The sequence below is a fragment of the Actinomyces oris genome, assembly GCF_001553935.1.
GTDB lineage: Bacteria > Actinomycetota > Actinomycetes > Actinomycetales > Actinomycetaceae > Actinomyces > Actinomyces oris_A.
In genome coordinates, this window is sequence record NZ_CP014232.1 from 1,461,716 (window position 1) to 1,488,712 (window position 26,997).

The window sequence follows — 26,997 nt, forward strand, 5'->3', positions numbered from 1 at the left end:
AGGGTGACATCTGCGGGGTTGTGTCCAAATCGGTGACAAAGGCTCGAGACGGACTTCAACCTGCGAAAGAAAACCGCATGATTCTGCGGTTCGTCTTGCTGGCCTCAGGGGTGGTGAGGTCCCTTTGTATCCGATTTGGACACCGGCGCCCTCCCCGAGGCCCGGCCGAGTCTCCTTCCATAGGATGAGGTATCCAATCGAGCGGACTGTTTAGGGTGACGGCATGAACAACGAGCTCAATCAGACTGGAGGCGACCACGAGGACTCCAGCGCCGGTCAGCGCGGTCGCAGGGCTGGCTGGTCGGAGGCCATCGAGGAAGCATTCAAGCCGGCTCAGGGGCCGGCGACGCCGTGGTTCTGGCCCGTGGTCTACGGCACCATGCTGGGAGTCGCGATGGGGGTGGCGGCACCCGGTCCCTGGTTCTTGTGGCTGCCGGTGGGGTGGGCGATGGGCCTGGCCCTTGGAACCGCCTTCAAGACGAGTGAGGGCTCGGAGTCCTCCGAGGAGGCCGAGAGAGAGTAGCTGGCACTTGCTAGTTGTACTTCCCCGTTTGTATGTCTGCCTTTTCGTCCCCGCCCCGCTCTGTCCGTGACTGGGGTGGGGGCGTATTTTGGTGCGGATGAGCCCTTCCGCCTCCACCCAGGACCTCGCCGTGCACCTGACGGCGCTGCCGGACCGCGAGGTCGCCGCCCTGCTGGTGGCGCGCCCGGACCTGGCCGCGCCCCCGTCCTCCTCCTTCCTGGCGCTGGCGACCCGCGCGGGGGCCCCGGGCAGCATCGAGTACGCCCTGGCCGGGCTGGATGCGCCGACGCTGGCCGTGGCCGAGGCAGTGGTGGCTCTCAGCCGGCCCGATGAGTCGCGCCGGGCGGGCGGAGCCGGGCCGACCGAGGTTGCCGAGGCCGCCGAGGCGGCTGGGAACGGGCAGGCCGGCGGTGCCGGTGGGGCCAGCGGCGAACCGGCCGACGGCGAGCCTCTCGGTGATCCCGCAGACCACCCAGCCGACCCGGCCAGTGCGGACAGTGTTGACCTGGCCACCCCGGCCGACCAGGCCACCCCGGACCGCCCGGACAGTGCTGACCTGGCCGGGCTGGTCGCCGCCCACCTGCCACTGCCTGCCGAGCAGGTCACCGAGGCACTGGAGCACCTGGGCCGGCTGGCGCTCGTCATCGAGGGCAGGCCCCTGGCCGCACTCGAGACCGCCTTCGGGCCGCACCCCTTCGGCCTGGGGCCCTGGGTCGCCGAGCCCCTGAGCGCCGAGCAGCTGCCACCCACCCTGGAGGAGCTGAGCGAGGAAGCCGCCGGTGGAGGCGGTAAGCCGGTCATCCCAGCGGCCTCCGTGGAGATGCTCCAGGCCCTCACCTGGGGGCCGCCCGCCGGCACCCTGCGTGCCGGCGGCACCGCACCGGGAGCGGCCCCACTCATCGAACGCGGCTGGCTGGAGCGCAGCAGCGACGCCCACGGGCGCACCCGCTTCATCCTGCCGCGCCAGGTCGCCCTCGCCCTGCGCGGCGGCCGCCTGACCCGCGAGCCCCTCACCGCACCCGAGGCCGGCGACCTGGAGACGGTGGGCGCCGACGTCGTCGCCTCCGAGGCCTCCTTCCACGCCGAGGAGACCGTCCGGCTCGTGGCCGCCCTCCTGGAGGAGTGGGGCCGCGAGGGCGGCACGATCCGCCGCACCGGCGGAGTGAGCGCGCGCGCCCTGGCCCGTACCGCCGACGCCCTCGACCTGGAGGCCGACGCCGCCGCCCGCATCATCGAGATCGCCGCGAGCGCCGGGCTCCTGGGGCTCGACGACGACGGCGCCACCTGGGTGCCCTCCTCCCAGGCCGCCGGATGGCTCACCGACAGCCTCCCCCAGCGCTGGGCGCCGCTCGCCCTGGCCTGGTCGGGCAGCGCCCGCACCCCCTGGCTGACGGGCACCCGCGACGACGACGGCACCCTGCGCGCTGTCCTTAGCCCGGACCTGGAGGCCGGATGGGCGGCGCGACTGCGCGCCCGAGTGCTCGCCCTCCTGGGTGACCTCCCGCCGGGGACCAGCGCGACCCCCGCCTTCGTGCGGGCCGCCCTGACCTGGCAGAGCCCCCGGCGCACCATCCCCGGCGGGGCCGTCTCCGCGGTCCTGGCCGAGGCCGAGACCCTCGGGATCACCGGCGGCGGGGCGCTCACCGAGGCCGGCAGGATCCTCGCCCGACGGGCAGCAGCGAGCCTCGCCGAGCAGGACCCCGGACTCAGCGGCAGGCCCGGCGGCCCCACCGACCCCGGAGACGCCGGCCGCGCCGAGGAGGCGGGTGGTGGGGCACACGCCGAGCCGCTGTCGGACGACGAGGCCCTCACCGCCCTCGAGGTGGCGCTCGCCGCAGACCTGCCGGCCGCCGTCGAGATGATCCTCGTCCAGTCCGACCTCACCGCCATCGTGCCGGGCCGCCCCGCCCCCGAGCTGGCCGCGCTGCTGGAACGCACGAGCGTCGTCGAGTCGCGCGGCGGGGCGCTCACTGTGCGCTTCACGCCCGAGTCGGTGCGCGGCGCGCTCGACGTCGGCTACCGGGCCGAGGAGATCACCCAGGAGATCGGCCGCTACAGCCCTGCGCCCCTGCCGGACTCGCTGAGCGTTCTCATCCAGGACGCCGCCCGCCACCACGGGGCGGTGCGCGTGCGGGCCGTGTCCGCGCTGCTGCGGATCAGCGACGAGGCCACGGCCGCCGGGCTCCTGGCCGAACCGCGCCTGCGGGACCTCGGCCTGGACCAGGTGGCTCCCGGGATCCTCGTGGCCACCGCAAGCGCCGGGCAGGTGCTGCGCGAGCTGCGCGCCACCGGGCTGGCGCCGGTGACCGAGGACGCCAGCGGGCACCTGGTGGTCGGGCCGGCCACCGCGCAGCAGGCCCGCCGGGCCCCCGAGCCGACGCGCCCCGGCAGCGAGCACTCGGTGCGACGGCGTCGGCCCGGAAGGCGCGAGCTGACGACCCTCGTGGGGCGGCTGCGCGTGGGGCAGGAGGCGCTGCAGGCCGCCGAGGAGACGGCTGTGGCCACCGACCCGGTGCACGCCCTGGCGGTGCTGCGCCAGGCCCAGTCCTCGCGCTCGCGGCTGCGGCTGAGCCTGGCCGGCCCCGACGGCGCCGTGCAGGAGCGGCAGGTGCGGGTCATGGCCGTCGAGCCGGGGCGGGTGCGCCTGCGCGACGTGGTGCGCGAGACCGAGCTGACCGTGGCCGTCCACCGCATCGTCTCGGTCGAAGCCGGGTGAGAAAACAGATGGAACACACCCTATCATTCATCGAGATTCCCACCCACCCCACAGAAGAATGTCGCATTTTTTTGTAGACGGCATTTACAGAAATGCCACATCAGGGTTGACGGCGGATCGTTTAGTTCCTAAATGCCTGAGCGCATAAGAAGTTATCGTTAGTACATCTATGGCCAGGAGAGATTTTCGAAGCCACCTTGAAAGTGATTTATCTCACTTCTGGGCGCATTGTGGTGTGTTGTATTGTATGTTGCATGAGTATAAATACTTCAGAGAGTTCAAGTTCCCGGGTTTTAGCTGGGCGGCATCCAAGTTCTTTGTCGCTAGTGTGTGTCGAAGCGGCACTATCGATATTGTTTGTTTATGCTGTATCGAAATTTAAATTCATTGAACCTGCACTGAAATCATTTCTAAGTGAATTGAGTGACGAGCGAAATAGTGCAAGCCTATTGTCTGAGCTTGTCGGGCTCGAGGTAGGTGTTGCAGCTTTGGCTGTAGCATTTGTTGGAGTTAACTCTCTTTCGTGGAAAGACGTAAGTAAAATGTCGGCATGGAGGGCAGAGTGGGAGGCGAATCGACAACATAAGATATATGTGTTTATGGTATCTCTCGGCATGCTATCTGCAGTTATTGCTATTCTTGGCGGCGTCGAGTCATGGCAAAAGGACTCTAAAACAAGTTGGGCGATAACTGCACTTTTGTTCGCGATATTTGTGTTTGTAGCTGCCCTCCCCTCTGTTATGCCTGATGATGGGCTCAATTTTCTCAGAGAATACCGAGTTAGGCTCGCTTCTTTAAAGAGGGTGGATAAATTTGCGTCCCGCATAGATCCTCAACTTCAGTTTCGTAAAGAAGTGAGTGTTGTCGAGAATAGGCGGACTTGGATTCGCGATCTGGATATAGTTCGGACTTATTTTCCGTATGGATGGGCGACTTTGTGGGTCATAGTTCCTTTGTTGGCCTCGATTGTGACACAGGTTCAGTTTTCGGCTTTGAGTTCGGTGCTGTGGGCTGCTGCAATGTTGGGACTATCTATCGGGGTGTCATTAGGGTTGTCAATGAAATTAATTTCGCGCAGAGATGGGGAGGTGTTTTCACACTTTATAAAAGCGTCGGCGGCGTACCTTCTAATTCTTATGTGGTCCCTGAGATCAATGGTTGATGTGATAAATGTGTTGTTCAGTCGCATCCAAGAGCAAGTCGCGATTTTAATTGCGATAGGGGTTCTAGCTCTAGTAAACATCGGAGTATTCTTACTTTTTTCCAAAATCCCTCGTTTGTGGCGCGTTAAAGTCTTCCAGAAGATTTTTGTCGTGGAAGCGGATTCTGTGTTACATTCCGCTCGTCAAGGGCGCCGTGAACTCGAGTTGGCCCAAAAAGAGGTTGACCAAGAAGAAGGGGTGAGAGTTGAGGATGTTTGGTCTAAAAGGATTGAGGAAGATTTTATGAATTCCGAGTCAGTTCGCTCTAGCGCCAAGGTGGCGCTTCGGTATTTTAGGCTTATGGGTATGGCAGGTGATATGGGTTATGGGAAAATGCAGTTCGGAGGAGCGGCGAAATCGGGAGAATCTGTGCGAGTAGGCATTAGCGTGAAGGTTGAAGGAAGTAGAAAAATTGAAGTCGAGGTAGTTAAAGAGTGATGGTTGATTTAGTGTGACAATCATAGTTAAACCTATGTTCAGGGTGCCCTCAGGAACTAATTTCTGTCGCGAGGATGTGCCCAGGCCAACCCGCGCGGGCCGGGGCAGTTCCAGGAGCCTCCCCTACACTGGCCGAGTGACCGACACGATCGACCCTCACACCGACGCCTCAGGCGAGCCCGCCACCGGGGCGCGCACCTCCACGGCGACCCTGGAGCGCCCGGTACCGGACGCGGCCTCGCCCTCTCCGACGCAGGCCCGCGTGCCCCGCGCCGGTGCCCTGCCGACCCCGGCCGAGCAGGCCCTGGCCGCCAAGGACAAGACCCTCACCTCCCCGGCGGCCATCGAACTGGCCCGCCGCGCGCTGGAGGAGGTCACCGACCCCATCACCGTCGGCGAGTACGTGGCCGCCGCGCCCGACGCCGAGCGCCTCGTCACTCACCTGTTCGACTGCACCCTGAGCGGCTACCGCGGCTGGCGTTGGGCGGTCACCCTCAGTCGCGTCCCGCGCGGCCGCACCGCCACCGTCTGCGAGGTGGAGCTCCTTCCCGGCGAGGAGGCCCTCCTCGCGCCCGCCTGGGTCCCGTGGGCCGAGCGCCTCGAACCCGGCGACATCACCCGCTCCGATCGCCTGCCCCGCAAGGAGACTGACGAGCGCCTCGAGCCCGGGTGGGAGGCCACTGGTGAGGACGCCGACGCCGTCGCCCTGGATGAGCTCGACCTGGGCCGCCCCCGGGTCCTGAGCGCTCAGGGCGTCGCCAGCGCCGCCGAGCGCTGGTACGGCGGCGACCACGGCCCCGAGGCTGAGGGCGTCCGCAAGGCCCACGCGACCTGCTCCACCTGCGGCTTCTTCGTGCCGATGGCCGGCGCCCTGCGCGCCATCTTCGGCGTGTGCGCCAACGAGTGGGCCACCGATGACGGCAGCGTCGTCTCCCTGGACCACGGCTGCGGCGCCCATTCCGAGACCGATCTGCCCGACCAGGGTCCGGAGTGGCCCATCAACCCCTCGCGGGTCGACGACCACCTCATGGTGCCGCTGAGCACCAACGGGCTCGATCTGCGTGAGGGCCGCAGTATCGCCGAGCTCGCCGCTGAGCAGGGCGACGACGTCGACGCCGAGCCGGGTGGTGCCTCCGCCGAAGACTCGGGAGACATCGCAGGCGCCCCCGGTCAGGGAGCCGGTGCGGAGTCGCCTGCTCAGGATGCCGAAGGCCCGGCTGATGGCGCGAAGACCACCACGGACTCCGACGCCCAGAAGGCTCAAGCCGAGGACGGCGCCGCCGGCACGGATGCCACTGCGCCCGCGGCCGAGGAGCAGTCGGAGGAGCCCGGGACGAAGACCACCAAGAAGTCCGCTGCGTCCGAGCAGAAGCCCGCCGCGAAGCGTTCCCGTCGCGCGGCCTCCTCGACGCGCCGCCGTCGCACGGCCGACTCTCCCGAGGAAGCCTCCGAGGAGCGCAGCAGCCGCCTGGTGGGGCTCGACCTGGGAGAGCTTGAGCGGGCGACCGCCGCGGCGTCGGCCTCCTCGGCCCCCGATGCCGCGAGAACCGCCGAGCCTCTCCAGGCAACCGCGGAGCAGTCCTCACCGGCACCCGCCGGAGCCGAGTCCAGTGACACGCCCAGCGAGCGGGCCGCCTCGGCCCGAGCCGCCGTCGCCGGCCTGTCCCTGGCCCTCGGGATCGACATGCCCCAGGACGACGCAACCTCCGACGACACCGAGAGCGCCGAGGTCGACGCCCTCGCGGAGCAGACGCCGCGGACCCTCGCCGAGCTCGAGGCCATCCTGCCCAACCGCTCCTGATACCGCGTCGGCCGCGGCCCGACGTCATGCCTCGGCGAGGCGCTTGGCGGTCGCCAGCACCTCATCGAGCATCGTCTCGGTGAGGCGACCGGTGAACGTGTTCTGCTGGCTGGGGTGGTAGCTGCCGAGCAGCGTCACCGGCCTGCCGTCGGGCCTGGTCAGCTCCGCCGTCGCCCCGTGGCCGAAGCGCGGCTGGGGGCGGGGGAGGGCCCATCCGGCCTCGCGGGTGACCCGCAGCACCGCGCCCCATCCGATCCCGCCCAGCGCCAGCATCACCTTGACCTCGGGCATGAGGGCGATCTCGCGGGCGAGCCACGGGGCGCAGGTGGCGCGCTCGACGGTCGTCGGCTTGTTGGCGGGCGGGGCGCAACGCACGGCGGCGCCCATGCGCGCCCCGGTGAGCCGCTGCCCGTCGCCGGCCGCCGTCGAGGTGGGGGATGTCGCCAGCCCCGCCCGGTGGAAGGCCGCCCACAGCCAGTCCCCGGAGCGGTCCCCGGTGAACATGCGGCCGGTGCGGTTCGCCCCATTGGCCGCGGGTGCCAGCCCGACGACGTAGATGCGGGCATCCGCCGACCCGACACTCGCCACCGGTCGCCCCCAGTACGGCTCATGGGCGAAGGAGGCGCGACGGCCGGTCCGGGCCACCTCCTCACGCCAGGCCACGAGCCGGTCGCAGGCACGGCACACCGTGATCCGGGCGTCGAGTTCGGGCAGATCCGACGACGAGTCGGCCAGGCGCGCCACATCGGCGGCCGATCGGGCCACGGGTGTGGCAGCAGTAGCGGGATCCTCGGGCCACCCGGTCCCGGGAGGGACCGGGGAATCGAAGAACGCTCCGGTGACGGGGTGCGGATCGGCCATGTCCTCATTGTGGACGCGTGGAGCGCACCATGGGCCGGCTTCTGTTACCGGTGAAGGGCCGGCCCGCTCATCGCCAGGCGGCCCCGTAAGGGCCGACGGCGAGCCGCATCCCCCTGGGGTCGCGCACGAAACCGGCCTGACGCAGGAGGTCGCTCACGGTGGGCTCCAGCGCGGTGACCCCGTTGAGGGACTCCACCACCGTGCGGCGCCTGGCCGCCGCTGCCCCCTGGCGCGCGAACATCGCCTGCCTGTCGGCCGCCAGCGCGGTCAGGGCGCGTGCCAGCTCCTCGCGCGCGGACGTGTAGGAGATGAGGACCTTGAGGTTCTCTGAGGCGTAGAGCACCGGGGCGCCACCCAGCACGACGACGCTTGCCCCCTGGCGCCGGACTGGCGGGCCGCTCGTCTCCTCACCGTGGCCCCCGGCCGACTCGCCGAGGTCGGCGGGCAGCACCGGCTCGGGCCACGGCACCCCGCGCCCGACGAGACAGGCCGGGTCCTTGAGATCGAGCACGACCGGTGTCTCCGCCGCGCCGGCGGGGCCGGGGGTGAGGGACCGCAGCCGCTCGACGCTCTCCCGCTCGGCGAACTGCGTCGGCCCCATGCCCTCAATGAAACCGCCGCGCAGAACCATCCCGGTCTCCTCCATGCGCCGTAGGACCGGCATGAGGGGCCCGAGCCCTCCCACCCCGCTGAAGGCCAGGGCGAGGTCGCGGGAGACGACCCCGTAGCGGTCCAGCAGTGACTCCACCTCCGCGATCGCCCGCTCCTCATCGCCCGCCGGTGCGCACGACAGCCTCACCCAGGAGGTGGAGGCCACCACGGAGGACAGCCGCCCGGCCGCCGTCACCTCCCCGGCGCTCGGTATCCCCATCATGAGGCGGCGGCCCCGGCGGCTGCGCACTCGCCGTGAGGGCGGGGCGGTACGTGTCCCGGCCGCGGGCACCAGTGCCCGGCGCACCGGTTCGAAGGAGCGGCCCGTGGCGGCCCCTTCACGAACCAGCTGCCAGAGCTCCTCCCCGGTGACTCCCGTCTCCCGGCCCTCCGGCGCCTCCGACTCACCCGGGGCGGTCGCCTCCCCGGCGACCGGCGCCAGGGCGGAGTCCGTGGGGAAGAAGGCGATCTCGCCCGGAGCGGGGATGTCATCGGCCCCGGTCCTCACCCGGGTGGGACCGGTCCGGGACGCGGCGTCGCCGATGGGTCGCGCCTGCCAGACGACCTCCCCGGCGGCGATGAGCTCATCGAGCATGGCCGGCCGGTAGTCGGTCACACGCGCGGGCAGCACCACTGACTCCCACAGGCCGGCCGGCAGCCACACACCCTCCAACGCCGCCAGGGCCTCTGCCAGGGCGTCGACGCCGCCGCCCGGCTCATCCAGGCCCGCCCGCTCCAGCACGAGACGCTGGAGAGCCGAGGGTGGCACTGGTGCGACGGCGGCCCGCGCCCGGTCCAGGGAGCGGTGGCGCACCCGGGTCAGGACCGCCGGCTCCATCCACCCCGCCGCACTCAGGTCCACGAGGGAGCCGTCCCCGGCCAGCTCGGCCAGGGCTCCTTCCGCCACCGCCGCCCCCAGCCCGAAGGCCTGCGCCACGCGCTGCGGTGTCACGGTCGTGTGGGTGCGCGCGTAGCGCAGAAGCAGGTCGTTCAGCGGCGAGCGGGCCGCCACCGTCCGTTCGACAGTGCCACCGGCCTCAGCCCGCTCCAGCGCCCAGTCGGGGACCTCTGCTCCCAGGGCCCGTTGCAGAGCCGAGGCGTCCTCGACCCGGGCCCACAGTTCCTGCCCGCCGACCCGCACCGCGGCGGCTCGGCGAGCCCCGGCCAGCTCGGCGAGCGCCCGATCGACCTCGCGCTCGGCTGAGTGCTTGTCCGCGCCCTCGAAGCCGTCGCAGGCCCCGTTCGCACCGTCGCGTTGCCCGTCCTTCCCCGGGACCCGCCCGCCGACGTCGGTGCACCGCTCGACCAGCTCGGCCGCGCTCAACGGGCCCAGCTCATGCAGAAGATCAGCGATCGCCTCGGCGTCGGCGCGTACCCGCCTGCCGGGGGCCAGGTGCTGGAGCTCGGCCTCCACCTGGGCCAGGACCTCGTCGTCGAGCAGGTCCGCGATGCCGGCGTCGCCCAGCAGGGCGTCGAGCGCCTTGGGGTCCAGGGAGAGCAGCTGGGCCCGGCGCTCGGCGTGGGGCAGATCCTCCTGGTAGATCAGGGTGCTCGCGTACCCGAACAGCAGCGGGTGGGCGAAGGGCGACGGCTCACTGGTGATGGCGTCGACGACGCGCACCCGGCCGGAGGCGAGACGCTCCATGAGGTCGGTGAGCGCGGGCAGGTCGTAGTACTGCTGGAGGCACTCGCGCGCCGCCTCCACGCTGACGGGGAAGTCCCGGAACTGGCGGGAGGCCTCGAGCAGCTGTCCGGCTTTGACCCGCTGGAGCCACAACGGCGTGCGGCGCCCCGGGCGGGCGGCGGGCATGAGCAGGGCGCGGGCTGCGCACTCGCGGAACCGGGCCGCGAACAGCGCCGTCGTCTCGATCCGGCTGCGCACCAGGGAGGAGATCTCTGCGGCGTCGAAGGTGATGAGCCCGGCCCCCGGGAGGTCGCCCTCAACCGGCGGGATCTGCAGGACGATGCCGTCGTCGGCCACGATGATCTGCGGGCGCACCCCCAGCACCTGGTGCACCCGCTCCCGGATCGCCATCGCCCAGGGCTCGTGGACGCACCGACCCAGCGTGCTGTGGACGATGATCCGCCAGCTGCCGGACTCGTCCTCATAGCGCTCCAGGACCAGGGTCTCATCGGTCGGCAGGGCGCTGGTGGCTCGGTACTGCTCGCGCAGCAGCGCCAGCAGGTTGCTGCGGGCATGAGCGTCCAGTCCCGCCTCCGTGAGCCGCTGCCGCAGTGCCCGCTCGCCCTCCGACTCCCCGGCTCCCGCCTCCGACGGCAAGGAGCTCTGCGCCTCACGCAGGAAGACGCCCTTGGCGAGCCCGGTGGCCGCAGGCCTGCCCAGCCCCTCGCCCTTCCAGAACGGCAGGCGGGCGCTGCGCCCCTCGGCCGGGTCGACGACGACGCGGTCTCCCGTGATCTGGCGGATCCGCCAGCTCGACGTCCCCAGCGTGATGATGTCGCCCGGGCTGGACTCGTGCACCATCTCCTCGTCGAGCTCCCCGACCCGCCGCCGCCCGGCATCCTGCGCCCCCTCGGGCAGGACGACGGGGAACATGCCCCGGTCCGGGATCGTTCCCGAGGAGGCCACCGCCAGCCGCTGCGTGCTGGGCCGGGCACTGAGCTCACCGGTGGCGCGGTCCCATACGATCCGCGGCGAGAAGTCCGTCAGATCCGCCGAGGCGAAGCCGCCGGCCAGCAGCTCCAGGACCGAGTCGAAGGCCGGGCGCGGCAGCGAGGAGTAGGGGGCCGCCCGCCTGACGGTGGTGAACCAGGCCTCGGCCGTCAGCCCCTCCGCCACACTCACCGCGGCGACCGTCTGCTGGGCCAGCACGTCCAGAGCGTTGGACACCAGCTCGGTGCGCTCGATCTCCCCGGCGCGCATCCCCTCTGCGGCGACGACGGCGTCCACCAGGTGAGTGCGCTCCACGGGGTAGATGACGCCGCGCGGCCGCCCGCCCACCCGGTGGTCGGCGCGCCCCACCCGCTGCAGGCCCGCAGCGACCGACGGGGGCGGCGCCACCTGGAGCACGAGGTCGACCGAGCCGATGTCGATGCCGAGCTCGAGGGAGGCCGTGGCCACCACGCACCTCAGCTCGCCCGCGGCCAGCTCCCGCTCCACGCCCAGACGCTGTTCCTTGGAGACTGACCCGTGGTGTGCCTTGGCGATCACCGGGGCGCCCGCCGCCAGGGGCTCGGTGTGCGAACCGGTTCCCATCTCCCAGGACTCCCGGTGAACCGGCGCCTGCGGCGCCGGCGCCACCGCCCCGAGACGCGCGGCATAGGCCTCGTTGAGGTGCGCGGTGAGCCGCTCGCAGGCGCCCCGGGAGTTGACGAAGACCAGCGTCGTGCGGTGGGCCAGGACCTGGTCGAGGATCGCGTTCTCAAGGTGCGGCCAGATCGAGGCCGACACCCGGGCGGGCACCCCCGCACCGGGCTCGTCAGCCCGCCCCGCCGCCATGGCTCGACCCAGCGCCTTATCGGAGCGCCAGGCCTGCGAGGACCCCGCCCGTCCGAGCCCGGAGGGCCGGGAGCCGCGGCCGCCGCCCGCGCTCGTGGGGGCTGCCAGGGCCCGTTCCATCCGGGTGCGCCGGTCCAAGATCGCCGGGATGCGGGCCATGTTCTCCACCGGAACGGACACTGTGACCTCCGGCGCCGCCCGGCCGTCGTCGGAGATGATCGTCACCGGGTGCGGCCCGCCGAGGAAGCGGGCGACCTCCTCCGGCGGCGAGACGGTGGCGGACAGGCCGATGCGCTGCGCCGGCCGCCCCAGGAGATCATCGAGGCGCTCCAGGGACACGGCCAGGTGCGTGCCGCGCTTGGAACCGGCGAAGGAGTGGATCTCGTCGACGATGACCGTCTCCACTGTCCGCAGCGTCTCCCGCACGGCGCTGGTGAGCATGAGGTAGAGCGACTCCGGCGTCGTAATGAGGATGCTGGGCGGATGGCTGCGCAGCCGACGACGCTCCCGCGCGGGCGTGTCCCCCGAGCGCACCCCCACCGAGATCGGGCGGGTGGGGCCGACGGCGCAGATTCCCGCCAGCGGCCGGCGCAGGTTGCGCTCCACGTCCGCTCCCAGCGCCTTGAGCGGGGAGATGTAGAGGACCCTCACGCCGTCGGCCCCGCCCTGCGCGCCCCCTGGCGCCGCCGCGTTCCCCTGCTCCTCCGCGGCCGGCTCCTGTCCTAGGTGGTCGATGGCGGACAGGAAGGACGCGAGCGTCTTGCCCGAGCCGGTGGGGGCGATGACCAGGGCGTTCTCACCCCGGCCGATCGTGGCCCAGGCCCGCTCCTGCACCGGGGTGGGACCGGTGGGGAAGGCGTCGAGGAACCAGATGCGGGTGGCTGAGGAGAATCCCTCCCAGCCCGGCTCGCGCGGACCTGCCGCGGCGGCCGGGTCCTCTGCTGCCTCGGTCACGGCCATCACCTCCTCCCATCCGGTCTCACCGACCATCCTTCCACGAGGGTGTGACAGTAATTCCGGGGTCTAAGCGATGGGGCGAGCGCCGGCGGCAACGATGACGGCAGCGCTCAGTTTCGCTCAGCGCGTGATGATCTGGAAGAATGCCGCCGTGAGCACACGTACCCCGACGAAGGCCTCATCTTCGTCCTCGCCCAGTCAGGTCTCTCGACTGGATCAGTTCTTCCACATCACTGAACGCGGTTCGAGCATCTCCCGAGAGATCCGTGGCGGTATCGTCACCTTCTTCTCGATGAGCTACATCCTCGTCCTCAATCCCGCGATCCTGTCCAAGGCGAGCCCCCCGGGAACCGAGGCCCAGCTCGCCGCAGGCACCGCCTTCGTCGCCGCAGTCATGACGATCCTCATGGGCGTCGTCGCCAACTACCCGATGGCCCTGGCCGCGGGCCTGGGGATCAACGCGATGGTCGCCTACACCCTCGTGGGCACCCAGGGCATGACCTACGCCGACGCCATGGGCCTCATTGTCATCGAGGGCATCATCATCCTCGTCCTCGTGCTTACCGGCTTCCGGGAGGCCGTCTTCAAGGCCGTCCCCGACCAGCTCAAGACCGCGATCTCCGTGGGCATCGGCCTGTTCATCGCGCTCATCGGCCTGGTGGACGCCAAGATGGTGCGCCGCGGCGGCACCCCCCTGGAGCTGGGGCTGGGCGGCTCCCTCCAGGGCTGGCCGGTCCTCGTCTTCCTCTTCGGGCTCTTCCTCATGGTGGTGCTCCACGTGCGCAAGGTCCGCGGCGCCATCCTCATCGGTATCGCCTCGGCCACGGTCCTGGCCATCATCATCGACGCCGTCACCCACCTGGGTCCCTTCAACGATGACCCGGAGAAGGGCCCGCTTAACCTCACCGGCTGGTCCCTGTCCGAGCCGCGCCTGGACGGCTTCCCGGTGGACGTGCCGAGCCTGTCGACGCTGGGCCACTTCAGCCTGCTGGGCAGTGTGCACAAGGTCGGGATCGTCTCGGTGATCCTCCTGGTCTTCTCCCTGCTGCTGGCCGACTTCTTCGACACCATGGGCACCATGGTCGCCATCGGCGCCGAGGGCGACCTGCTCGACGAGCACGGCAACCCGCCCAAGACGCGCGAGATCCTCGTCGTCGACTCCCTGGCCGCCATCGCCGGTGGTGTCGGGGGCGTCTCCTCCAACACCTCCTACGTGGAGTCTGCCGCGGGCGTGGGGGAGGGGGCCCGCACGGGCCTGGCCTCAGTGGTCACCGGCTGCATGTTCGCCCTGTCCATGTTCTTCGCGCCGCTGGTCAAGATGGTCCCCTACGAGGCGGCCACCCCGGCGCTGGTGGTGGTCGGTTTCCTCATGATGATGCAGGTGACCGACATCGACTGGAAGTCCCCGGAGATCGCTCTGCCGGCCTTCCTGACCATCATCATGATGCCCTTCTCCTACTCGATCACCAACGGGATCGGGGCCGGCTTCGTGTCCTACCTGGTCATCGAGGTCGCTCAGGGGCGGGCGCGGAAGATCCACCCGCTCATGTGGGTGGCCTGCGCGATGTTCGTCGTCTACTTCACCCTCGCCCCCATCAAGGCGATCCTCGGCGTCTCCTGACGAGGGGCGACGGCCTCCGGCGGAAGCGCTGGAGGCGTCCTCCCATTGGGAGATGACGGTGTCAGTGTCCATATCTGCAGCAAAGGCCGTGAACGGTCTCGTTCCTTCGCAAGAAAACCGCATGATTCCGCGGTTCTCGCTGGTGAGGTGAGCGGTGCTGAGTCCCCTTTGCTGCAGATATGGACACTCCAGCGCCTGTGGGCGGCATTCCGCTCCTCATCACCCGCGCCTCACGCCCCGGCCAAGGGGGCGTTTCACGTGCTTCGGAGGTCGACGAGGGGCGGAGTCGGCGGTTCTGCTTGCTGACTGAAGCGGGCTGCGGGCAGCGGTTGGGTGTTCACCATTGGTTGAGGATGGTGGGGTAGGTGTCGGGGGTGCCGAAGGTGAAGATGGCGCCGTTGGCCACGGGAATGGATCGGGTGGCTAGCTGGGTGGCGCGTTGGTAGTGGGGTGAGTCGGAAGCGAAGAACATCTTCCAACCCGGCAGGTATCTGTAAGGCGGTGGAGTTGGGGTGACCGGACGGTCTTCGCGAGTCAGGGCTCCGATCACGCCGGGGGCGAAGATGCTGGCGGTGGTGTGCATGAGAGCGTCGGCCAGGTCCTCGCTGGCATCCAGGGCGGCCCCGAGCGCCTCGCCGACCATCAGGTCCACGCTGGCGTCTCCAGGGTTGGGCATGTTGAAACTTAGTGTGAGCTTGTTGCCCTGGTTGATCTGTCCGGAGAAGGCCGGGGCGACGCCGAAGCTCTCACTTTCCCAGTCGACTTGGGCCTGCTGGATGCGTTGGAGGAAGTGGTCCTGGGTGATGGGTGGTGACTGTTCGGCTTCCTGAGGGCTGTCGGCGGTGGGGCGCCACAGGTCCAGGGAGGGGTGCAGCGGCCTGACTCGCTGAATCCACTCCCACACCCGACGCCCCTCCGAGACTGGGTCGCCGAGTGCTTGTCGCCTGAAGCTGAGGTCCCATCTCATGGTTGTCTCCGTTAGTGGAAGTACTGGGGGTACTCGATGTAGGGGTCGTGCTCTGTGTGGTTGACCCACTGGTCGATGACCTGTTGTGGTGTGATGCCAGGTGTAAGGACAGTGTGTCCGTCGATGACGCTGGTGGTGAACCACAGCACTAGATTTGGGTCGGGGTTCAGTGAACGGACCCAGGCGGCGATATTGGCCGCCTCCTCAAAATCTAGTCCGCTGGCAGAGATCAGTCGATTGTCTTTGAAATGGCTGATGATTGTTGATGGCCCTTCTGGATTAAGAACGATGTCGGCATCTGTTATGTCTTCCTCGCTCCAGCGCAATGCTCTGCTGTCTGACCATTTTCTTGACCCTTCGTAAAGAAAAGTGTCGACATCGACAATAATGTGTCCTGGATTGATGGCTGGGTAGAGGTAGTTGACGCCCATGATGTATTTGTTGTATTGAGTGCTCGGGTAGTCGCCGTAAGAGTCACCATTGGTTGAGGATGGTGGGGTAGGTGTCGGGGGTGCCGAAGGTGAAGATGGCGCCGTTGGCCACGGGAGCGGTTCGGGTGGCCAGTTGGGTGGCGCGCTGGTAGTGGGGTGAGTCGGAGGCGAAGAACATCTTCCAGCCCGGAACGTAGTAGAAGGGGTAGGGGCCGTCCCGGTTGAGGTTTCTGGTTGGGTGGTCGCTTCGCGACAGTCCTCCGATGGTGTTAGGAGCGAAGGTGCTGGCGGTGGTGTGCATGAGAGCGTCGGCCAGGTCCTCGCTGGCGTCCAGGGCGGCGCCGAGGGCTTCTCCGATCATGAGTCCGATGCTGGCGTCTCCGGGGTTGGGCATGTTGAAACTCAGCTCGAGCTTGTTGCCTTGGTTGATCTGTCCGGAGAAGCCTGGGGCCAGGCCGAAGTCGGGGTCGTCGGAGATGGCTTGTACGCCGTGGATTAAGTGGAGGAGGTAGTCCTGGGTGATGGGCGGGGCCTGCTCAGCCTCCTCACGGCTTTCGGCGGTGGGGCGCCACAGGTCCAAGGAGGGGTGCAGGGGCCTGACCCGCTGAATCCACTCCCACACCCGACGCCCCTCCGAGACCGGGTCACCAAGAGCCCGCCGCCTCATGTGTAGGCGCCATTCCATAGTCGCTGTCCTTTCCTAGTGGTGCTGATTGGCTGAGATGCTAGTTGGGTGGCGTGTAGAAGAGCTCGATCTCGGCAGGGAACTCGCCCCAATCCTGCTTCTCTCTGAGGACGTCGAAGGTTTCTTTCTCTGCGATGTGCCATTGGATGGGGGTGTCGGTGCCGGTGGCTCGCACGGCCTTGACCTGGTCTTTTCCGATCTGGAGCAGTCCTTTTTTGACGCGTTTCACCTCGCCTGTCACTGGGTCGGTCTTGTAGGTGCTCTTTGGTTCGTTCGACCAGTGTCCTTTGATGGGGTTGGCGTAGCCGGGGCCTTTGGCGTCGATGAGGGCGAAGCCGTCGTAGCCGTCGAACTCGACGCCGTTGACGATATAGGACTGCTCGATGGGGACTCTGGTGATCTGCTCCTCGTAGAGTTGGGAGCGGGCGGAGCCGTAGTTCTTTCCCTTGCCCCACAGGCCGGGGCCGCCGTCGGATCGTCCGGGTCTGGGGGTGCGCAGTCCGGGGTAGTGGAAGCCGTTGCGAGGGCTCCACATGGAGGTGCTGGCTGCGCCGGTCTCGTCGTGGAGGAGTCTGCGGCGTGCGTTTCGGGCGTAGTGGCGCCATGCGGTTCGGTCGGTGCGCCACAGGTAGGAGGCGTACCTGGCCTCGCGGGTGGCGGCGTAGGCGCCGCGGGCCATTTGCCCGCCCATGGCGCTGGCGGCTCCACCGCCGACCGTGGTCAGCGCGGCTGTCGCCAGGTCCAGGGCGATCTCGGCTGGGGTGTGGGTGGACAGGTAGCGGGCCACCGTGCCCCGTGGGTCGCGCATGAGGGCCGCTGCCCCGCGAGCGCCCCCGAACACGGTGGCCACGCCCATGCCGATATCGAAGGCCAGGCCGAGCGTGCCCCCGGACAGGAGGATGAGGGCCCCAGCCAGAAGCATCAGCCCCAGCTTCTGCTCCCAGCTCAGCGACTCCCACACCGTCCCCAGCGCATCAAGAAGCCCCGCCAACCAGTAGGGCTGCCCTTCGCCCAGGCTGTCGGCCATGCTCCGCGTGAGACCGGGAACCATGGCAATGACGAGTAAGCCGGCCACCACCGCGCACAGCCCTGCGAGCCGTGCCCTCCACCACTGCTCCGGCGCCGGATCGAGCTCGGCGCGCGCCGCCTCCTCCCGTGCGATCCGCAGCTTCGCGGGAGTCTCCAGCAGCAGTCTCGGCTCGCGGAACGTGGCCGCCTCCATGAGCGTCATCCACGCCCACCGCCACTCGACCCCGACGACGGAGACCAGGCAGGCGCCGTCGGCCAAGAAGCGCCCGAAGGCATTGCGTGGCACTCCAGCCCAGACGCGCCACCGCCACGGGCCCCATCGGTTCCCGTAGTTGTCGCTCTCGAGGGTGCTCACATACCCACCGCTCCACAGTGTGCGGCTATCAATGACCCAGGCCAGAGCCAGCATCAGGAGAAGAATGACGCCACGTCCCTGCCCGTAGCCGGTCAGCGATGCCGTCACTTCAATGGGCCACGACGGCGCCTCGCCGCCCGTCTGCAACCACATCACGTAGTCGGAGGCGTTGCGCCCCATGTGGTCGACCACCGCCACCCACCACGTCCACAGCGGCACCACCGGGGAGAGAATCTGCAACGCGGCCCTGTATCCACCGCGATGCACCCGAGCACGGCGCCACAGGGCGATCCCCAGCCCGATCGCCCCGGTCACCAGTCCGGTGATAATTGCGTGCCCGGCGTAGGGGAAGATGTTCCCGGCAACCCCGGAGAACGGGCTCAGGGAGTAAGTCGTTGCGCCGCTGCACTCCACCTGGCGCACCCCGCCCTTGGGGCAGAGAAGACTATCCAGGAGGCTGCCACCACCGTTCAGGAGCGTGATGCGGCGGGTGACCTCCTCGACCACTTCGAAAGCGGCGCCCGTCGCCACCCCCAGAACGATCCAGTCGCTCACCAGGAAACGGCGCACCCGCCCTGGAGCCACCAAAGTGAGAACCGCCAACGGCGTCAGCTTGAGAACTTCCTCCACCAGGGAGGCGACCACTATGGATGCGGCTGTGCTGGACGGACTGACGCCGGCGGCGCTGCAGACCCACAGGCTCGCCATGGCGATCAGCAGCGCCAAGGGCATCCCGGTGGCGAACACTCCCGAGGTCAGTGCCCAGGAGACGGTCTTGGCTCGGGCCAGAGTGAACCAGCACACCACCAGCCACATGCACCCGATCCAGGCCCCCAGTGCGGTGCGGACCGTCGGCGAGACCACCACGGCCACGAGAACCACCAGCAGCGCGAACCAGGAGGCAACGGCCCGCACTCGGCGCAGCGCCAGGAAGATCCGGGACCTCGACGTGCGGTCACGCAATCGTTCCCACCACTCCTGTCTCGGCGGTCGTTCCGACGGCGTTGTTTCCTCCTGGCCCTCTCGCTCGGGTGGGCGCCGTGAGGCCGGCCAGATCCGAGGAGGCTGCTCGGCTCCTGGGCTCGGAATGTTCCTATGGCCGTGATCGTTCAACGCCCACCCCTCTCTCATACGCCGTTCAGCGGCGTGACCATTTTGTTACCAAACGGCTGGGAGCGGGGCTGCTTCTGCGTGATCCCGTTTCGCGTGCCCTCGCCGGGGCCAGTGCTCACCACGAGGAATCGTTGGCGCGTCTAGGGCTACCCTTCTCAGACGGGGCCTTCGTCGCCCGCCTCGCGCCTTTCGGCCCCATCCCTGACACTCGTCAACCCGCCCCACGTCGTCACCACGTCAGGACATGACCCGCATGACCTCACCGCGCCGCCCCGGCGGTGGCATCTTCGCCTCCTTGAGATTCCACAACTACCGGCTCTGGTTCCTGTCCGCCCTCGTGGCCAACACCGGGACCTGGATGCAGCGCGTGGCGCAGGACTGGCTGGTGCTGCGTGTCCTCACCGACGACTCCGCCTCCGCCACCGGCCTGACCACGGCCCTGCAGTTCCTCCCCATGCTGCTGCTGTCCGCCCACGCCGGCCTCGTCGCCGACCGGGTCGATCAGCGCAAGTTCCTCATCCTCACCCAGAGCGCCATGGGCCTGGTCTCCGCCGTCCTCGCCCTCGACGTCCTGGCCGGCACCGCCCGCCTGTGGCACGTCTACTTGGCCGCCTTCCTCACCGGCGTCGCCGCCGCCTACGACGCCCCCGCCCGCCAGACCTTCGTGGCGCGGATGGTTCCCGCCGAGCACCTGTCCAACGCCGTGGGCCTCAACTCGGCCTCCTTCAACGCCGCGCGCCTCCTGGGGCCGGCCCTCGCCGGCGTCGTCATCACCTGGGTCGGCGCCGGCTGGGTCTTCGCCGTCAACGCCGCCACCTTCGTCTTCCCGGCCGTGGCGCTGGTCGCCATGCGCGTGAGTGAGCTGGTGGACATGCCGCGCGCCCGCCGCGCCGCCGGCCAGCTCCGCGAGGGTCTGACCTACCTGCGCGGCCGCACCGACCTCGTCGTCATCATCGCCGTGGTCGCCGTCGTCTCCATGCTCACCCTCAACTTCCAGGTCACCATGGCCGCGATGGTGCGCACCGTCTTCCGCCTGGAGTCCGACGCCTACGGCACCGTCTCCTCGGTCTTCGCCGTCGGCTCCCTCTCCGGGGCCCTGTGGGCGGCCCGACGGCGCAACCCCCGCCCCCGCACCGTCGTGGTGGCAACCCTCGCCCTGGGGGTGTTCACCCTCCTGCTGGCCGCCATGCCCACCTACCCGACCTTCACGGTCATGACGGTCCCGGTGGGCCTGTGCGTGCTGACCCTCCTGACCAGCGCCAACCAGACCGTGCAGATGACCACCGAGCCGTCCATGCGGGGGCGGGTCCTGAGTATCTACATGATGTTCTTCCTGGGGTCGACGCCGCTCGGCTCCCCGCTCATCGGCTGGGTGGCCGACGCCTGGGGGCCGCGCATCGCGATCGCGGTTGGCGGCATGAGCGCTGTCCTCACTGCGCTGGTGGCCGCCGCTTGGAGCTACAGGCACTGGAACCTGTCCCTGCACTACTCCTCCACCCGCCCCTACCTCCGGGCCGCGCCTAAGTCGCCGACACCACCGAAGCCGCCGCAGTCCCCGCAGCAGACCCATGCCGACGACGCCGACTAGCGCCGACTGACACCCGCCAGACGCCGGTTCACATCGCACGACCGGACCGCACCGAGCTCACAACGAGTAATACGTACGCTACCCATGGCGCATCTCCCCGGCACTGGGGAGTCCTCCCCAGCCGAGGATCGGCGCGCTTTCAGACGGTACTGGCCCACATCACAGGATGCCGCCTATCCTTGCGAGGAACGCGGTTCGGTGAGCGAGCCCTTCCGAAGGCATCGAATGTCCGCGGTAACCCACCTCAAGCAGGAGCCCACCCCATGACCGAGCTGATCGACACCACCGAGATGTACCTCAAGACCGTCTATGAGCTTGAGGAGGACGGTGTTCCCCCGCTGCGTGCCCGCATCGTCGAGCGTCTCGACCACTCGGGCCCCACGGTCTCCCAGACGGTGGCGCGCATGGAGCGTGACGGTCTCATCAAGGTCGCCGAGGATCGCTCCCTGGAGCTCACCGATGAGGGGCGCAGGCGCGCCACCGACGTGATCCGCAAGCACCGGCTCGCAGAAAGACTGCTCCTGGACGTCATCGGCATCGAGCGCCGATTCGTCCATGAGGAGGCCTGCCGCTGGGAGCACGTCATGAGCGAGCAGGTCGAGGAGCGCCTCGCTGACATCCTCGACGACGTCTCCACTGACCCCTTCGGCAACCCCGTCCCGCCGCGGACCGCGGAGCACCCGAGGCCCTCCGCCGACGAGGTCAGTGTGGACCGCTTCGCCGGACGCGAGACCACCACGGCCGTCGTCAGCCGCATCGGGGAGCCGATTCAGGCCGACGCGGAGATCATCGCCGGCCTCGAGGACGCCCAGATCGTCGCCGGGGCTGAGGTTGAGCTGCGTGTCAGTGCCGGCGGGGTGAGGCTCGTCGGGCCCTCCGGTGACCCCGTGGTGCTGGCCGACGACGTCGCCCGCCACCTCTTCGTGCAGCGCTGAACGACGGCGCTCAGCCTGTCTGCCAAGGCCCTCAAGGGAGCCTGAAAAAAACCTGTGCAGGCAGGGGGTTCGAGGAGTGTTTCTCGTCTCGTTAGATGAGATGCGAGGGGCTGTCTCGCGGTCCGGCTGACGGCCTGCTGAAGGTCCCCTCTGTGAGGTCCCTCAGGCGCTGGGACAGAGGGCCTATGGTGGGATCTCGACGATGAGGGCGCAATTTTTCCGCGGAACCTCGCGCATTTCTGGTTTCGCCTGCGAGTGTGTCGATGGACTAAGGTCCCGGGGTTAATATGGATAAAAGCGAGAAGCGCTTCATAGTGCTTCGGCTCACAACAGTGTGTGACAACTGGCCGTGACGAAGCGTGCGTCTGTCATGTAGCGTTCAGGTCGTTGCCGCAGACAACCGTCTCGGCGACGTCTCGGATCGGGGCTTAGTCCTGCCACTCGGTCTGAGGCACGTGGAACCAACAACTCAAGTGGCAGGAACGGGGGAACCAACTATCGGTCGCCCAGGCGAACAGCCGAAGCGGCCTTGGGGTGAAGCCCGCATCTGCGGGCCGGACGTCTCCAGTCCGAACCCGACAGCTCACCTCGTCGGCTCAACAGGAGAAAGCATTCATGTCCTCACGCACCACCGCACGTCACCGCAAAGCCACCCGCGCCCTTACCCCACTGGATGACTTTGCTCCCACCGCGCGCCGCGGTCTGGCAGTCGCCGCTTCGTCCGGCCTCGCCCTGACCATGATCGCTTCGGGAGCCAACGCCGCCGGCCACACTGAGGTCACCTCCTCCGGCACCATTGAGGCTTCCGGCGTGACCCCCGGGGTCGGCATCTTCGCCGCCAACGCCCGCGAGGCCCTGGCTGCCCGCCAGCAGGTCACCATCTCCCAGGCGAGCTGGGTCACCGAGGCCGCCCCCGAGGTGGAGGCTGTCGCCCCCGCTCCTGCGGCTCCTCAGACGCCCGCCGCCCCCGAGGCCCCCGCTGCTCAGGCTGAGCAGAACTCCTCTGAGGCCGCCGCCCCGGCTGCTGCGGACCAGGGCACTGACGCCGCTGCCGCTGACACTCAGGCCACCCCGGCGGCCGCCGCGCCGACCGGCACCGCCAACTCCTCTGTCGTGGCCATCGCCATGCAGTACGTGGGTGCCCCCTACGTGTGGGGCGCCTCCGGCCCGAGCGCCTTCGACTGCTCCGGCTTCACCTCCTACGTGTACGCCCAGGTCGGCATCAGCCTGCCCCGCACCTCCGGCGAGCAGGCCGTGGCCGGTACCCAGGTGTCCGCCTCTGAGGCCCAGCCTGGCGACCTCGTCACCTGGCCCGGTCACGTCGGCATCTACGCTGGTGACGGCAAGGTCATCGACGCCGGTGACGAGTCCACCGGTGTGGTCTACCGCGAGATCTGGGGCTCCCCGAGCTTCGTCCGCGTCGGCTGATCCCAGACGCTGAAATCCTCACCGTGAGGGGTGAGCGCCAGATGGCGCTCACCCCTCACGGCGTGTCGGGAGGAGGGCTGGAGTCGGCCGTCGAGGCGCTTCTTGGGGGCGAAGCGAGGAAATCCTCCTCATGTGGTGGTCCACACACACCTTTTCGAGGCAGAATGTTCCATGGGTCGTAGACCGTGATCTCGAGAAAGGGCAGATCCCATGACTGATGACAACGTCGTCCTCGTCGGAGTCGATGGTTCACCGGAGTCCCTGGCGGCAGTGGACTGGGCTGTGGCACGCGCTGAGTGCCAGGGCTGGCGTGTTCACATCCTGTGCGCCTACTCCCTGCCCTCCTTCACCACTGCCTCCCTTGACGGCGGCTACGCAGCGCTCGACGACTCAGCCATCAGGTCCGGCGCCCAGGCCGTCATTGACGAGGCCGTTGAGCGCGTCAAGAAGGCCGGAGTCACCGTCACCTCCTCCCTGGAGACCGGGGACCCCGCCGGGGTTCTCGTCGACCTCTCCGAGGAGGCGGCTCTGGCCGTCGTCGGCACCCGGGGAGGCGGTGGCTTTGCCGACCGGCTCCTCGGAACCGTCTCCTCCGCCCTGCCTGCGCACAGCCACTGCCCGGCCGTCGTCGTTCCTCGGCACAACGAGGGCGCCGACTACACGCCGGTGCGGCGCATCGTCGTCGGGGTCGATGGCTCCTCCTCGGCTCGCCGGGCCCTCAAGTGGGCCGTGACCGAGGCGGAGGCGTGGGGTGCCGAGCTCACCGCCATCGCCGCGGTGCCGATGGCCTCCGGTGCCGGGGCGCTGGCCTGGCTGCCTGCCGCGGTCGATCGTGAGCAGGTCCTGGCCGATGTCCGCTCCGGACTCGACCGCGCCATCAATGAGGCCCTCGAGGGCCATGAAGGCGTCACGGTGCGCCGCCACGCCCTGGACGGAAATCCGGCCGAGCTCCTGGCCGAGTTCTCCACCGCTGTGGACCTCATCGTGGTCGGCTCGCGTGGACGCGGTGGTTTCTCCGGGCTCCTGCTGGGCTCCACCAGCCAGGCCGTCCTGTCCCACGCCTCCTGCCCCGTGCTGGTGGCCCCCACGCACCACGCCAAGGGGGAGCGGCGCACCTCGCGCACCTCCACCCCGTGGGGCCGGGCCTGAGGCCCCACTCGCCGCGGTGAGCCCATCGTTGCTCGCCGCGGCGCCACCCCGCGGCCCGAGTGGTCATGGGCGGGTCGATCCGCTGGTAGTCTTCCTCTCAGGCCCTCGTAGCTCAGGGGATAGAGCACCGCTCTCCTAAAGCGGGTGTCGTTGGTTCGAATCCAATCGAGGGCACTGACACCTTTCCGCGTCATCGCGGGCGTCAGCACCTCACCCGGTCCTGGCGCTCCCTCCCTTCACATCAGATCGCGTGTGCCATACGTATGTGGATGCTGGTTTTCGCCTGGAATCTCAGGGTTTCGCGCTGCGCTCGTCCAGCATGGTGACCAGTCGGCGCTCCTCGTCAGTGCTCACTAGGTGCAGGTATGCCCCTGTGGTGGTCACGGAAGCGTGGCCTAGCCAGGCGCTGACGGTCGCCACGTCGACGCCCTTGCGCAGCCACTCGCACGCCGCTGTATGGCGAAGATCATGGATTCGACGGCCGCCGCTGATCTCGTCCCACCGCACCGACCGTCTCATGTTGCTGCGGTTGAGCGGACCGCCCCGCGGGGAGGTAAACACAATGTCGTCTGGTTTCAGGCCACGCAGGCGCCGGCTGATGATGAGCGCAGGGCGTTGCATGAGCGGGACCTTCCGGACCTTCCCACTCTTGGGTGCCTTCTCCGGGAATCCGTCGCTAGCGCTTCGCCTCACGCGCAGAGCGGTGGCGATGCCATCGTCGTCGATCACGACGTCGCGGGCACGTAGCGCCCTGAGCTCACCCCACCGCAGGCCCGTGTAGGCCAGCACGATAATCACGTCCCCGTACGGGCCTTCCGGTGCCATCGTCTCGACCTCTCGCCACGAGAACGGGTTAGTCGCTGCCCCGATGGCATTGGTTCTCGGGATCCTGATGCCCCGGACGGGGTTGCGGTCGACGACGGCAAGTCCTTCGAGCCACGAGAAAAAGGCTGCAACTGTGATCAGTGTCCGGTGTTTTGTGCCCGGACTGCCACTGATTGACTCGATCAAACGAGAAATCACTTGAGGATTGACGTCGCAGACACGATGGGCGCGTAGCCACGCGGGCAGTGACGCACATATCCCTTTGTCCCGTTGCAGCGTCGACGCGGCAACAACATTACGGCGGTGCTCCAGGAAAAGCGGCAGCCACTCCTGGACCTTTTTCACCGCACCGACGACGTCGATTCCCGCTGCTAGCTGACGTTTCATGCGGCGCTCCCACGCACGCGCATCGACCGGATTGTCAAATGTTCGCGTAGCGATCGCAGTTCCGCCGTCGTAGATGTAAGCGCGCCATTTGCTGCCAGCTCTTGCGACTGTCATTCGTCTGTGCTCTCAGAGATGAAAGTGTGGATATTCTCTGCAATGAAAAGAATGTGCTCAGAAAGATCGTCACAGTACTGGGCGTACACTCTTTCGTGCTCCATCTCGTCAGCCACTGCATCGCGCTCGTCAGCACAGACTTTGTCCTGCATGAGCTGAAGCTCGATCTCGTCAGCGATATCGCCGGCCCTCAGGGCCTCATCGCGTACGGCACTGGCCCTGAGGCGGAGCTGCGCCGCCACAAAGCTGGGCACCCCTCCGGGGAGGGCGGCAGCCCGCTTCCTGATCTCAGTCGACGACAAGCGCCGGGTTCTCATCATCACTTCTGACTCCTGGTGCTGGCGGCAGTCCATTGAGTGTGGCGTCATCCACCAAGAACGCCCTCACTCGCTGGGGATTCTTAGGGGTAGTCAACTTCCCGTCGCGCGCCACCATCGTGGTGGCATATGCCGATCCTGGCATTCCGTATAACTCCTCCGGGCGGGTTCCCATCTCCCATTGTTCGCGGTTGACCACCATAAGCGAGTCTGCCACTCCGCTGGATGCCATGATAATCCGTGACGTGAAAAGGTCACGAGCTCGCAGTGCATCTTTTCTTGGGTCCTGGAGTGCGGAAACGACAGAGATCGATGCAGCGCGACCTCGAGTCAGAATCGCGCGCAGGTTCTTGTCAACGCTCTTCTCTTCCTTTGTGGAATCCGCCGCGTATGTGAGCATCGCCGCCTCATCGATCATCACCACGATCCCCGGATAGGCCGGGCAGAGTTCGGCATCCCTCACTCCGTCACAACGCATCAGCTCCAGGCGGTCATCGAGCAGGGCATTGATTTCGGCGAGCAAATCAGCCGCCTCCGCGTAGGTGCGTGCCCGTTTTTCGAATATCTGTTTGTATGCTTCCTGCTCAACTCCACCTTTGAGGTCAATGCCATACATTTTGATGCTACGCGCTTGAATCTGAGGAGTCATCCCTACGGCGATACCACCAAGTACGCTGCCCTTCCCGGCGCCAGTCATGCCGACAACTAGGGTATGACCGCCAATGATCGGGATCATCCACTGCTTGCCGGTCACGGTGATCCCCACCAGCGCCGACCCCACTGGAGCACTGGCCGCATCAGCAACCGGATACTCTCTAACCTTAGCGAGCGGATCCGGACCCACGACGACAGTGAGGACCACCCCGGCAGCGTCATCAGGAGATGGCTCTGCCGTGACTGATGCGCCCAACGCGGACCCCAGCCGCTCCGCGGCTTTGGCCGTCTCAGCGGGAGACATGCTCGGCAGCGAGCGAATAGTGACCTCGAGACCGCGGGGCACACGACGAATCGCCGTGACTTCGGGAACGTAGAGGTCCTCAATGATGTCGTCGCCGACCAGCGCATGATGGCGAACTCGGCGCTCCAGACCGGCAGCAGAGCACGCCGAGATCCAACGCAGCTCCCGCAGATTCCGTAGGACGCGATCGACATCGTCGCGCCTCCAGTACGCGAAGATGGCCGCCCGGCTTGACCACGGCATCTCACTCGGGCGGAGAGTGGTGCGAATGGGCACACGGTGCCAAGCCAGCCACGACGCAAACGCGCACGCTATGACGATAGCCACCGCGACGAGGGCGAACGACCACCGATTCCGCTCCGCAGCGATGAACCCCCAGACAGAGAGTGCTGTGAGGGTGGTGGTGACTGTGGTTGCTATAGCCACCGTCAGTTGGCGCTCCCACCGGCGGAGCATCGGGCCACGACGACGGACGCGGCGCCGCCC

Annotated in this window: 18 protein-coding genes, 1 tRNA gene and 1 riboswitch; of the genes, 10 read left to right on the plus strand and 9 right to left on the minus strand. The window is 68.0% G+C overall.

All coding sequences use genetic code 11. The features are described 5' to 3' along the window. Positions 1–223 precede the first annotated feature (223 nt). The 4 genes from AXE84_RS06090 to AXE84_RS06100 all read left to right on the plus strand — a co-directional run bounded on the left by AXE84_RS06090 (position 224) and on the right by AXE84_RS06100 (position 6,680). Positions 224–523, plus strand: coding sequence for a hypothetical protein (locus AXE84_RS06090; protein ID WP_060957222.1), 300 nt, complete (start codon positions 224–226; stop codon positions 521–523). Between the two features lie 97 nt (positions 524–620). Then, entirely contained in the window at positions 621–3,239 is a 2,619-nt protein-coding gene (locus AXE84_RS06095; protein ID WP_236750193.1) for a helicase-associated domain-containing protein, read from the plus strand. A gap of 254 nt (positions 3,240–3,493) precedes the next feature. Next, positions 3,494–4,879 carry a hypothetical protein gene (locus tag AXE84_RS12880; protein ID WP_150116256.1) on the plus strand — a complete coding sequence of 462 codons (1,386 nt, stop codon included), beginning with the start codon at positions 3,494–3,496 and terminating at the stop codon, positions 4,877–4,879. 136 nt (positions 4,880–5,015) lie between these two features. Beyond that, positions 5,016–6,680 carry a DUF3027 domain-containing protein gene (locus AXE84_RS06100; RefSeq protein ID WP_261340411.1) on the plus strand — a complete coding sequence of 555 codons (1,665 nt, stop codon included), beginning with the start codon at positions 5,016–5,018 and terminating at the stop codon, positions 6,678–6,680. Positions 6,681–6,704: 24 nt separating this feature from the next. Here AXE84_RS06100 and AXE84_RS06105 read toward each other — a convergent pair whose 3' ends face one another. Together AXE84_RS06105 and AXE84_RS06110 are read right to left on the minus strand one after the other, a co-directional pair. Then, a complete protein-coding gene (locus AXE84_RS06105; RefSeq protein WP_060957224.1) occupies positions 6,705–7,541 on the minus strand; it encodes a uracil-DNA glycosylase in 837 nt (278 codons plus the stop codon). A 67-nt stretch (positions 7,542–7,608) separates the two neighbouring features. Further along, the gene (locus AXE84_RS06110; RefSeq protein WP_060958185.1) at positions 7,609–12,612 is read right to left on the minus strand and encodes a DEAD/DEAH box helicase; all 5,004 of its coding nucleotides are present in this window, start codon (positions 12,610–12,612) and stop codon (positions 7,609–7,611) included. Positions 12,613–12,706: 94 nt separating this feature from the next. Between AXE84_RS06110 and AXE84_RS06115 the strand changes: the two genes are divergently transcribed. After that, on the plus strand, positions 12,707–14,230 hold the full coding sequence (locus tag AXE84_RS06115) for an NCS2 family permease (RefSeq protein ID WP_081093098.1): 1,524 nt from the start codon (positions 12,707–12,709) through the stop codon (positions 14,228–14,230). 337 nt (positions 14,231–14,567) lie between these two features. On the opposite strand, the gene AXE84_RS06120 is transcribed toward AXE84_RS06115, so the two are convergent. Genes AXE84_RS06120 through AXE84_RS06135 form a run of 4 tightly spaced genes read right to left on the minus strand, consistent with a single transcriptional unit; the run spans position 14,568 to position 18,660 of the window. Next, complete coding sequence (locus AXE84_RS06120; RefSeq protein ID WP_060957225.1) at positions 14,568–15,197, minus strand: hypothetical protein; 630 nt, start codon at positions 15,195–15,197, stop codon at positions 14,568–14,570. A gap of 11 nt (positions 15,198–15,208) precedes the next feature. After that, on the minus strand, positions 15,209–15,628 hold the full coding sequence (locus tag AXE84_RS06125; protein ID WP_060957226.1) for a hypothetical protein: 420 nt from the start codon (positions 15,626–15,628) through the stop codon (positions 15,209–15,211). 43 nt (positions 15,629–15,671) lie between these two features. After that, positions 15,672–16,313, minus strand: coding sequence for a hypothetical protein (locus tag AXE84_RS06130; protein WP_060957227.1), 642 nt, complete (start codon positions 16,311–16,313; stop codon positions 15,672–15,674). Between the two features lie 40 nt (positions 16,314–16,353). Next, positions 16,354–18,660: a PrsW family intramembrane metalloprotease gene (locus AXE84_RS06135; protein ID WP_060957228.1), complete on the minus strand. Its 2,307-nt coding sequence runs from the start codon at positions 18,658–18,660 to the stop codon at positions 16,354–16,356. A 394-nt stretch (positions 18,661–19,054) separates the two neighbouring features. Between AXE84_RS06135 and AXE84_RS06140 the strand changes: the two genes are divergently transcribed. From AXE84_RS06140 to AXE84_RS06160, 5 genes are all read left to right on the plus strand, one after another. Beyond that, positions 19,055–20,398 carry an MFS transporter gene (locus AXE84_RS06140; protein ID WP_208854581.1) on the plus strand — a complete coding sequence of 448 codons (1,344 nt, stop codon included), beginning with the start codon at positions 19,055–19,057 and terminating at the stop codon, positions 20,396–20,398. Between the two features lie 263 nt (positions 20,399–20,661). Beyond that, positions 20,662–21,333, plus strand: a complete 672-nt coding sequence (locus AXE84_RS06145; protein WP_060957230.1) for a metal-dependent transcriptional regulator — start codon at positions 20,662–20,664, stop codon at positions 21,331–21,333. A 449-nt stretch (positions 21,334–21,782) separates the two neighbouring features. Further along, positions 21,783–21,945, plus strand: a riboswitch (cyclic di-AMP (ydaO/yuaA leader). Between the two features lie 3 nt (positions 21,946–21,948). Further along, positions 21,949–22,761: a C40 family peptidase gene (locus tag AXE84_RS06150; protein WP_060957231.1), complete on the plus strand. Its 813-nt coding sequence runs from the start codon at positions 21,949–21,951 to the stop codon at positions 22,759–22,761. 210 nt (positions 22,762–22,971) lie between these two features. Next, entirely contained in the window at positions 22,972–23,910 is a 939-nt protein-coding gene (locus tag AXE84_RS06155; RefSeq protein WP_010614264.1) for a universal stress protein, read from the plus strand. 101 nt (positions 23,911–24,011) lie between these two features. Continuing rightward, positions 24,012–24,084 (plus strand) — tRNA-Arg (locus tag AXE84_RS06160). Positions 24,085–24,201: 117 nt separating this feature from the next. Here the strand turns inward: AXE84_RS06160 and AXE84_RS12610 are convergent. From AXE84_RS12610 to AXE84_RS06175, 3 genes are all read right to left on the minus strand, one after another. Next, positions 24,202–25,122: a tyrosine-type recombinase/integrase gene (locus tag AXE84_RS12610; protein WP_167542045.1), complete on the minus strand. Its 921-nt coding sequence runs from the start codon at positions 25,120–25,122 to the stop codon at positions 24,202–24,204. 110 nt (positions 25,123–25,232) lie between these two features. After that, positions 25,233–25,538 (minus strand): hypothetical protein, encoded by a 306-nt coding sequence (locus AXE84_RS06170; protein WP_167542046.1) that lies wholly within the window; start codon positions 25,536–25,538, stop codon positions 25,233–25,235. After that, complete coding sequence (locus AXE84_RS06175) at positions 25,525–26,937, minus strand: type IV secretory system conjugative DNA transfer family protein (RefSeq protein WP_167542047.1); 1,413 nt, start codon at positions 26,935–26,937, stop codon at positions 25,525–25,527. The genes AXE84_RS06170 and AXE84_RS06175 overlap by 14 nt, the downstream gene beginning before the upstream one ends. Positions 26,938–26,997 lie beyond the last annotated feature (60 nt).

Excerpts from the sequence above, each read along its gene's own strand:
- AXE84_RS06090 (WP_060957222.1), top strand. The coding sequence starts at position 224 with ATGAACAACGAGCTCAATCAGACTGGAGGCGACCACGAGGACTCCAGC.
- AXE84_RS06095 (WP_236750193.1), top strand. The coding sequence starts at position 621 with ATGAGCCCTTCCGCCTCCACCCAGGACCTCGCCGTGCACCTGACGGCG.
- AXE84_RS12880 (WP_150116256.1), top strand. The coding sequence starts at position 3,494 with ATGAGTATAAATACTTCAGAGAGTTCAAGTTCCCGGGTTTTAGCTGGG.
- AXE84_RS06105 (WP_060957224.1), bottom strand. The coding sequence starts at position 7,541 with ATGGCCGATCCGCACCCCGTCACCGGAGCGTTCTTCGATTCCCCGGTC.
- AXE84_RS06110 (WP_060958185.1), bottom strand. The coding sequence starts at position 12,612 with ATGGCCGTGACCGAGGCAGCAGAGGACCCGGCCGCCGCGGCAGGTCCG.
- AXE84_RS06115 (WP_081093098.1), top strand. The coding sequence starts at position 12,707 with ATGACGGCAGCGCTCAGTTTCGCTCAGCGCGTGATGATCTGGAAGAAT.
- AXE84_RS06120 (WP_060957225.1), bottom strand. The coding sequence starts at position 15,197 with ATGAGATGGGACCTCAGCTTCAGGCGACAAGCACTCGGCGACCCAGTC.
- AXE84_RS06125 (WP_060957226.1), bottom strand. The coding sequence starts at position 15,628 with ATGGGCGTCAACTACCTCTACCCAGCCATCAATCCAGGACACATTATT.
- AXE84_RS06130 (WP_060957227.1), bottom strand. The coding sequence starts at position 16,313 with ATGGAATGGCGCCTACACATGAGGCGGCGGGCTCTTGGTGACCCGGTC.
- AXE84_RS06140 (WP_208854581.1), top strand. The coding sequence starts at position 19,055 with ATGACCCGCATGACCTCACCGCGCCGCCCCGGCGGTGGCATCTTCGCC.
- AXE84_RS06145 (WP_060957230.1), top strand. The coding sequence starts at position 20,662 with ATGACCGAGCTGATCGACACCACCGAGATGTACCTCAAGACCGTCTAT.
- AXE84_RS06150 (WP_060957231.1), top strand. The coding sequence starts at position 21,949 with ATGTCCTCACGCACCACCGCACGTCACCGCAAAGCCACCCGCGCCCTT.
- AXE84_RS06155 (WP_010614264.1), top strand. The coding sequence starts at position 22,972 with ATGACTGATGACAACGTCGTCCTCGTCGGAGTCGATGGTTCACCGGAG.
- AXE84_RS12610 (WP_167542045.1), bottom strand. The coding sequence starts at position 25,122 with ATGAAACGTCAGCTAGCAGCGGGAATCGACGTCGTCGGTGCGGTGAAA.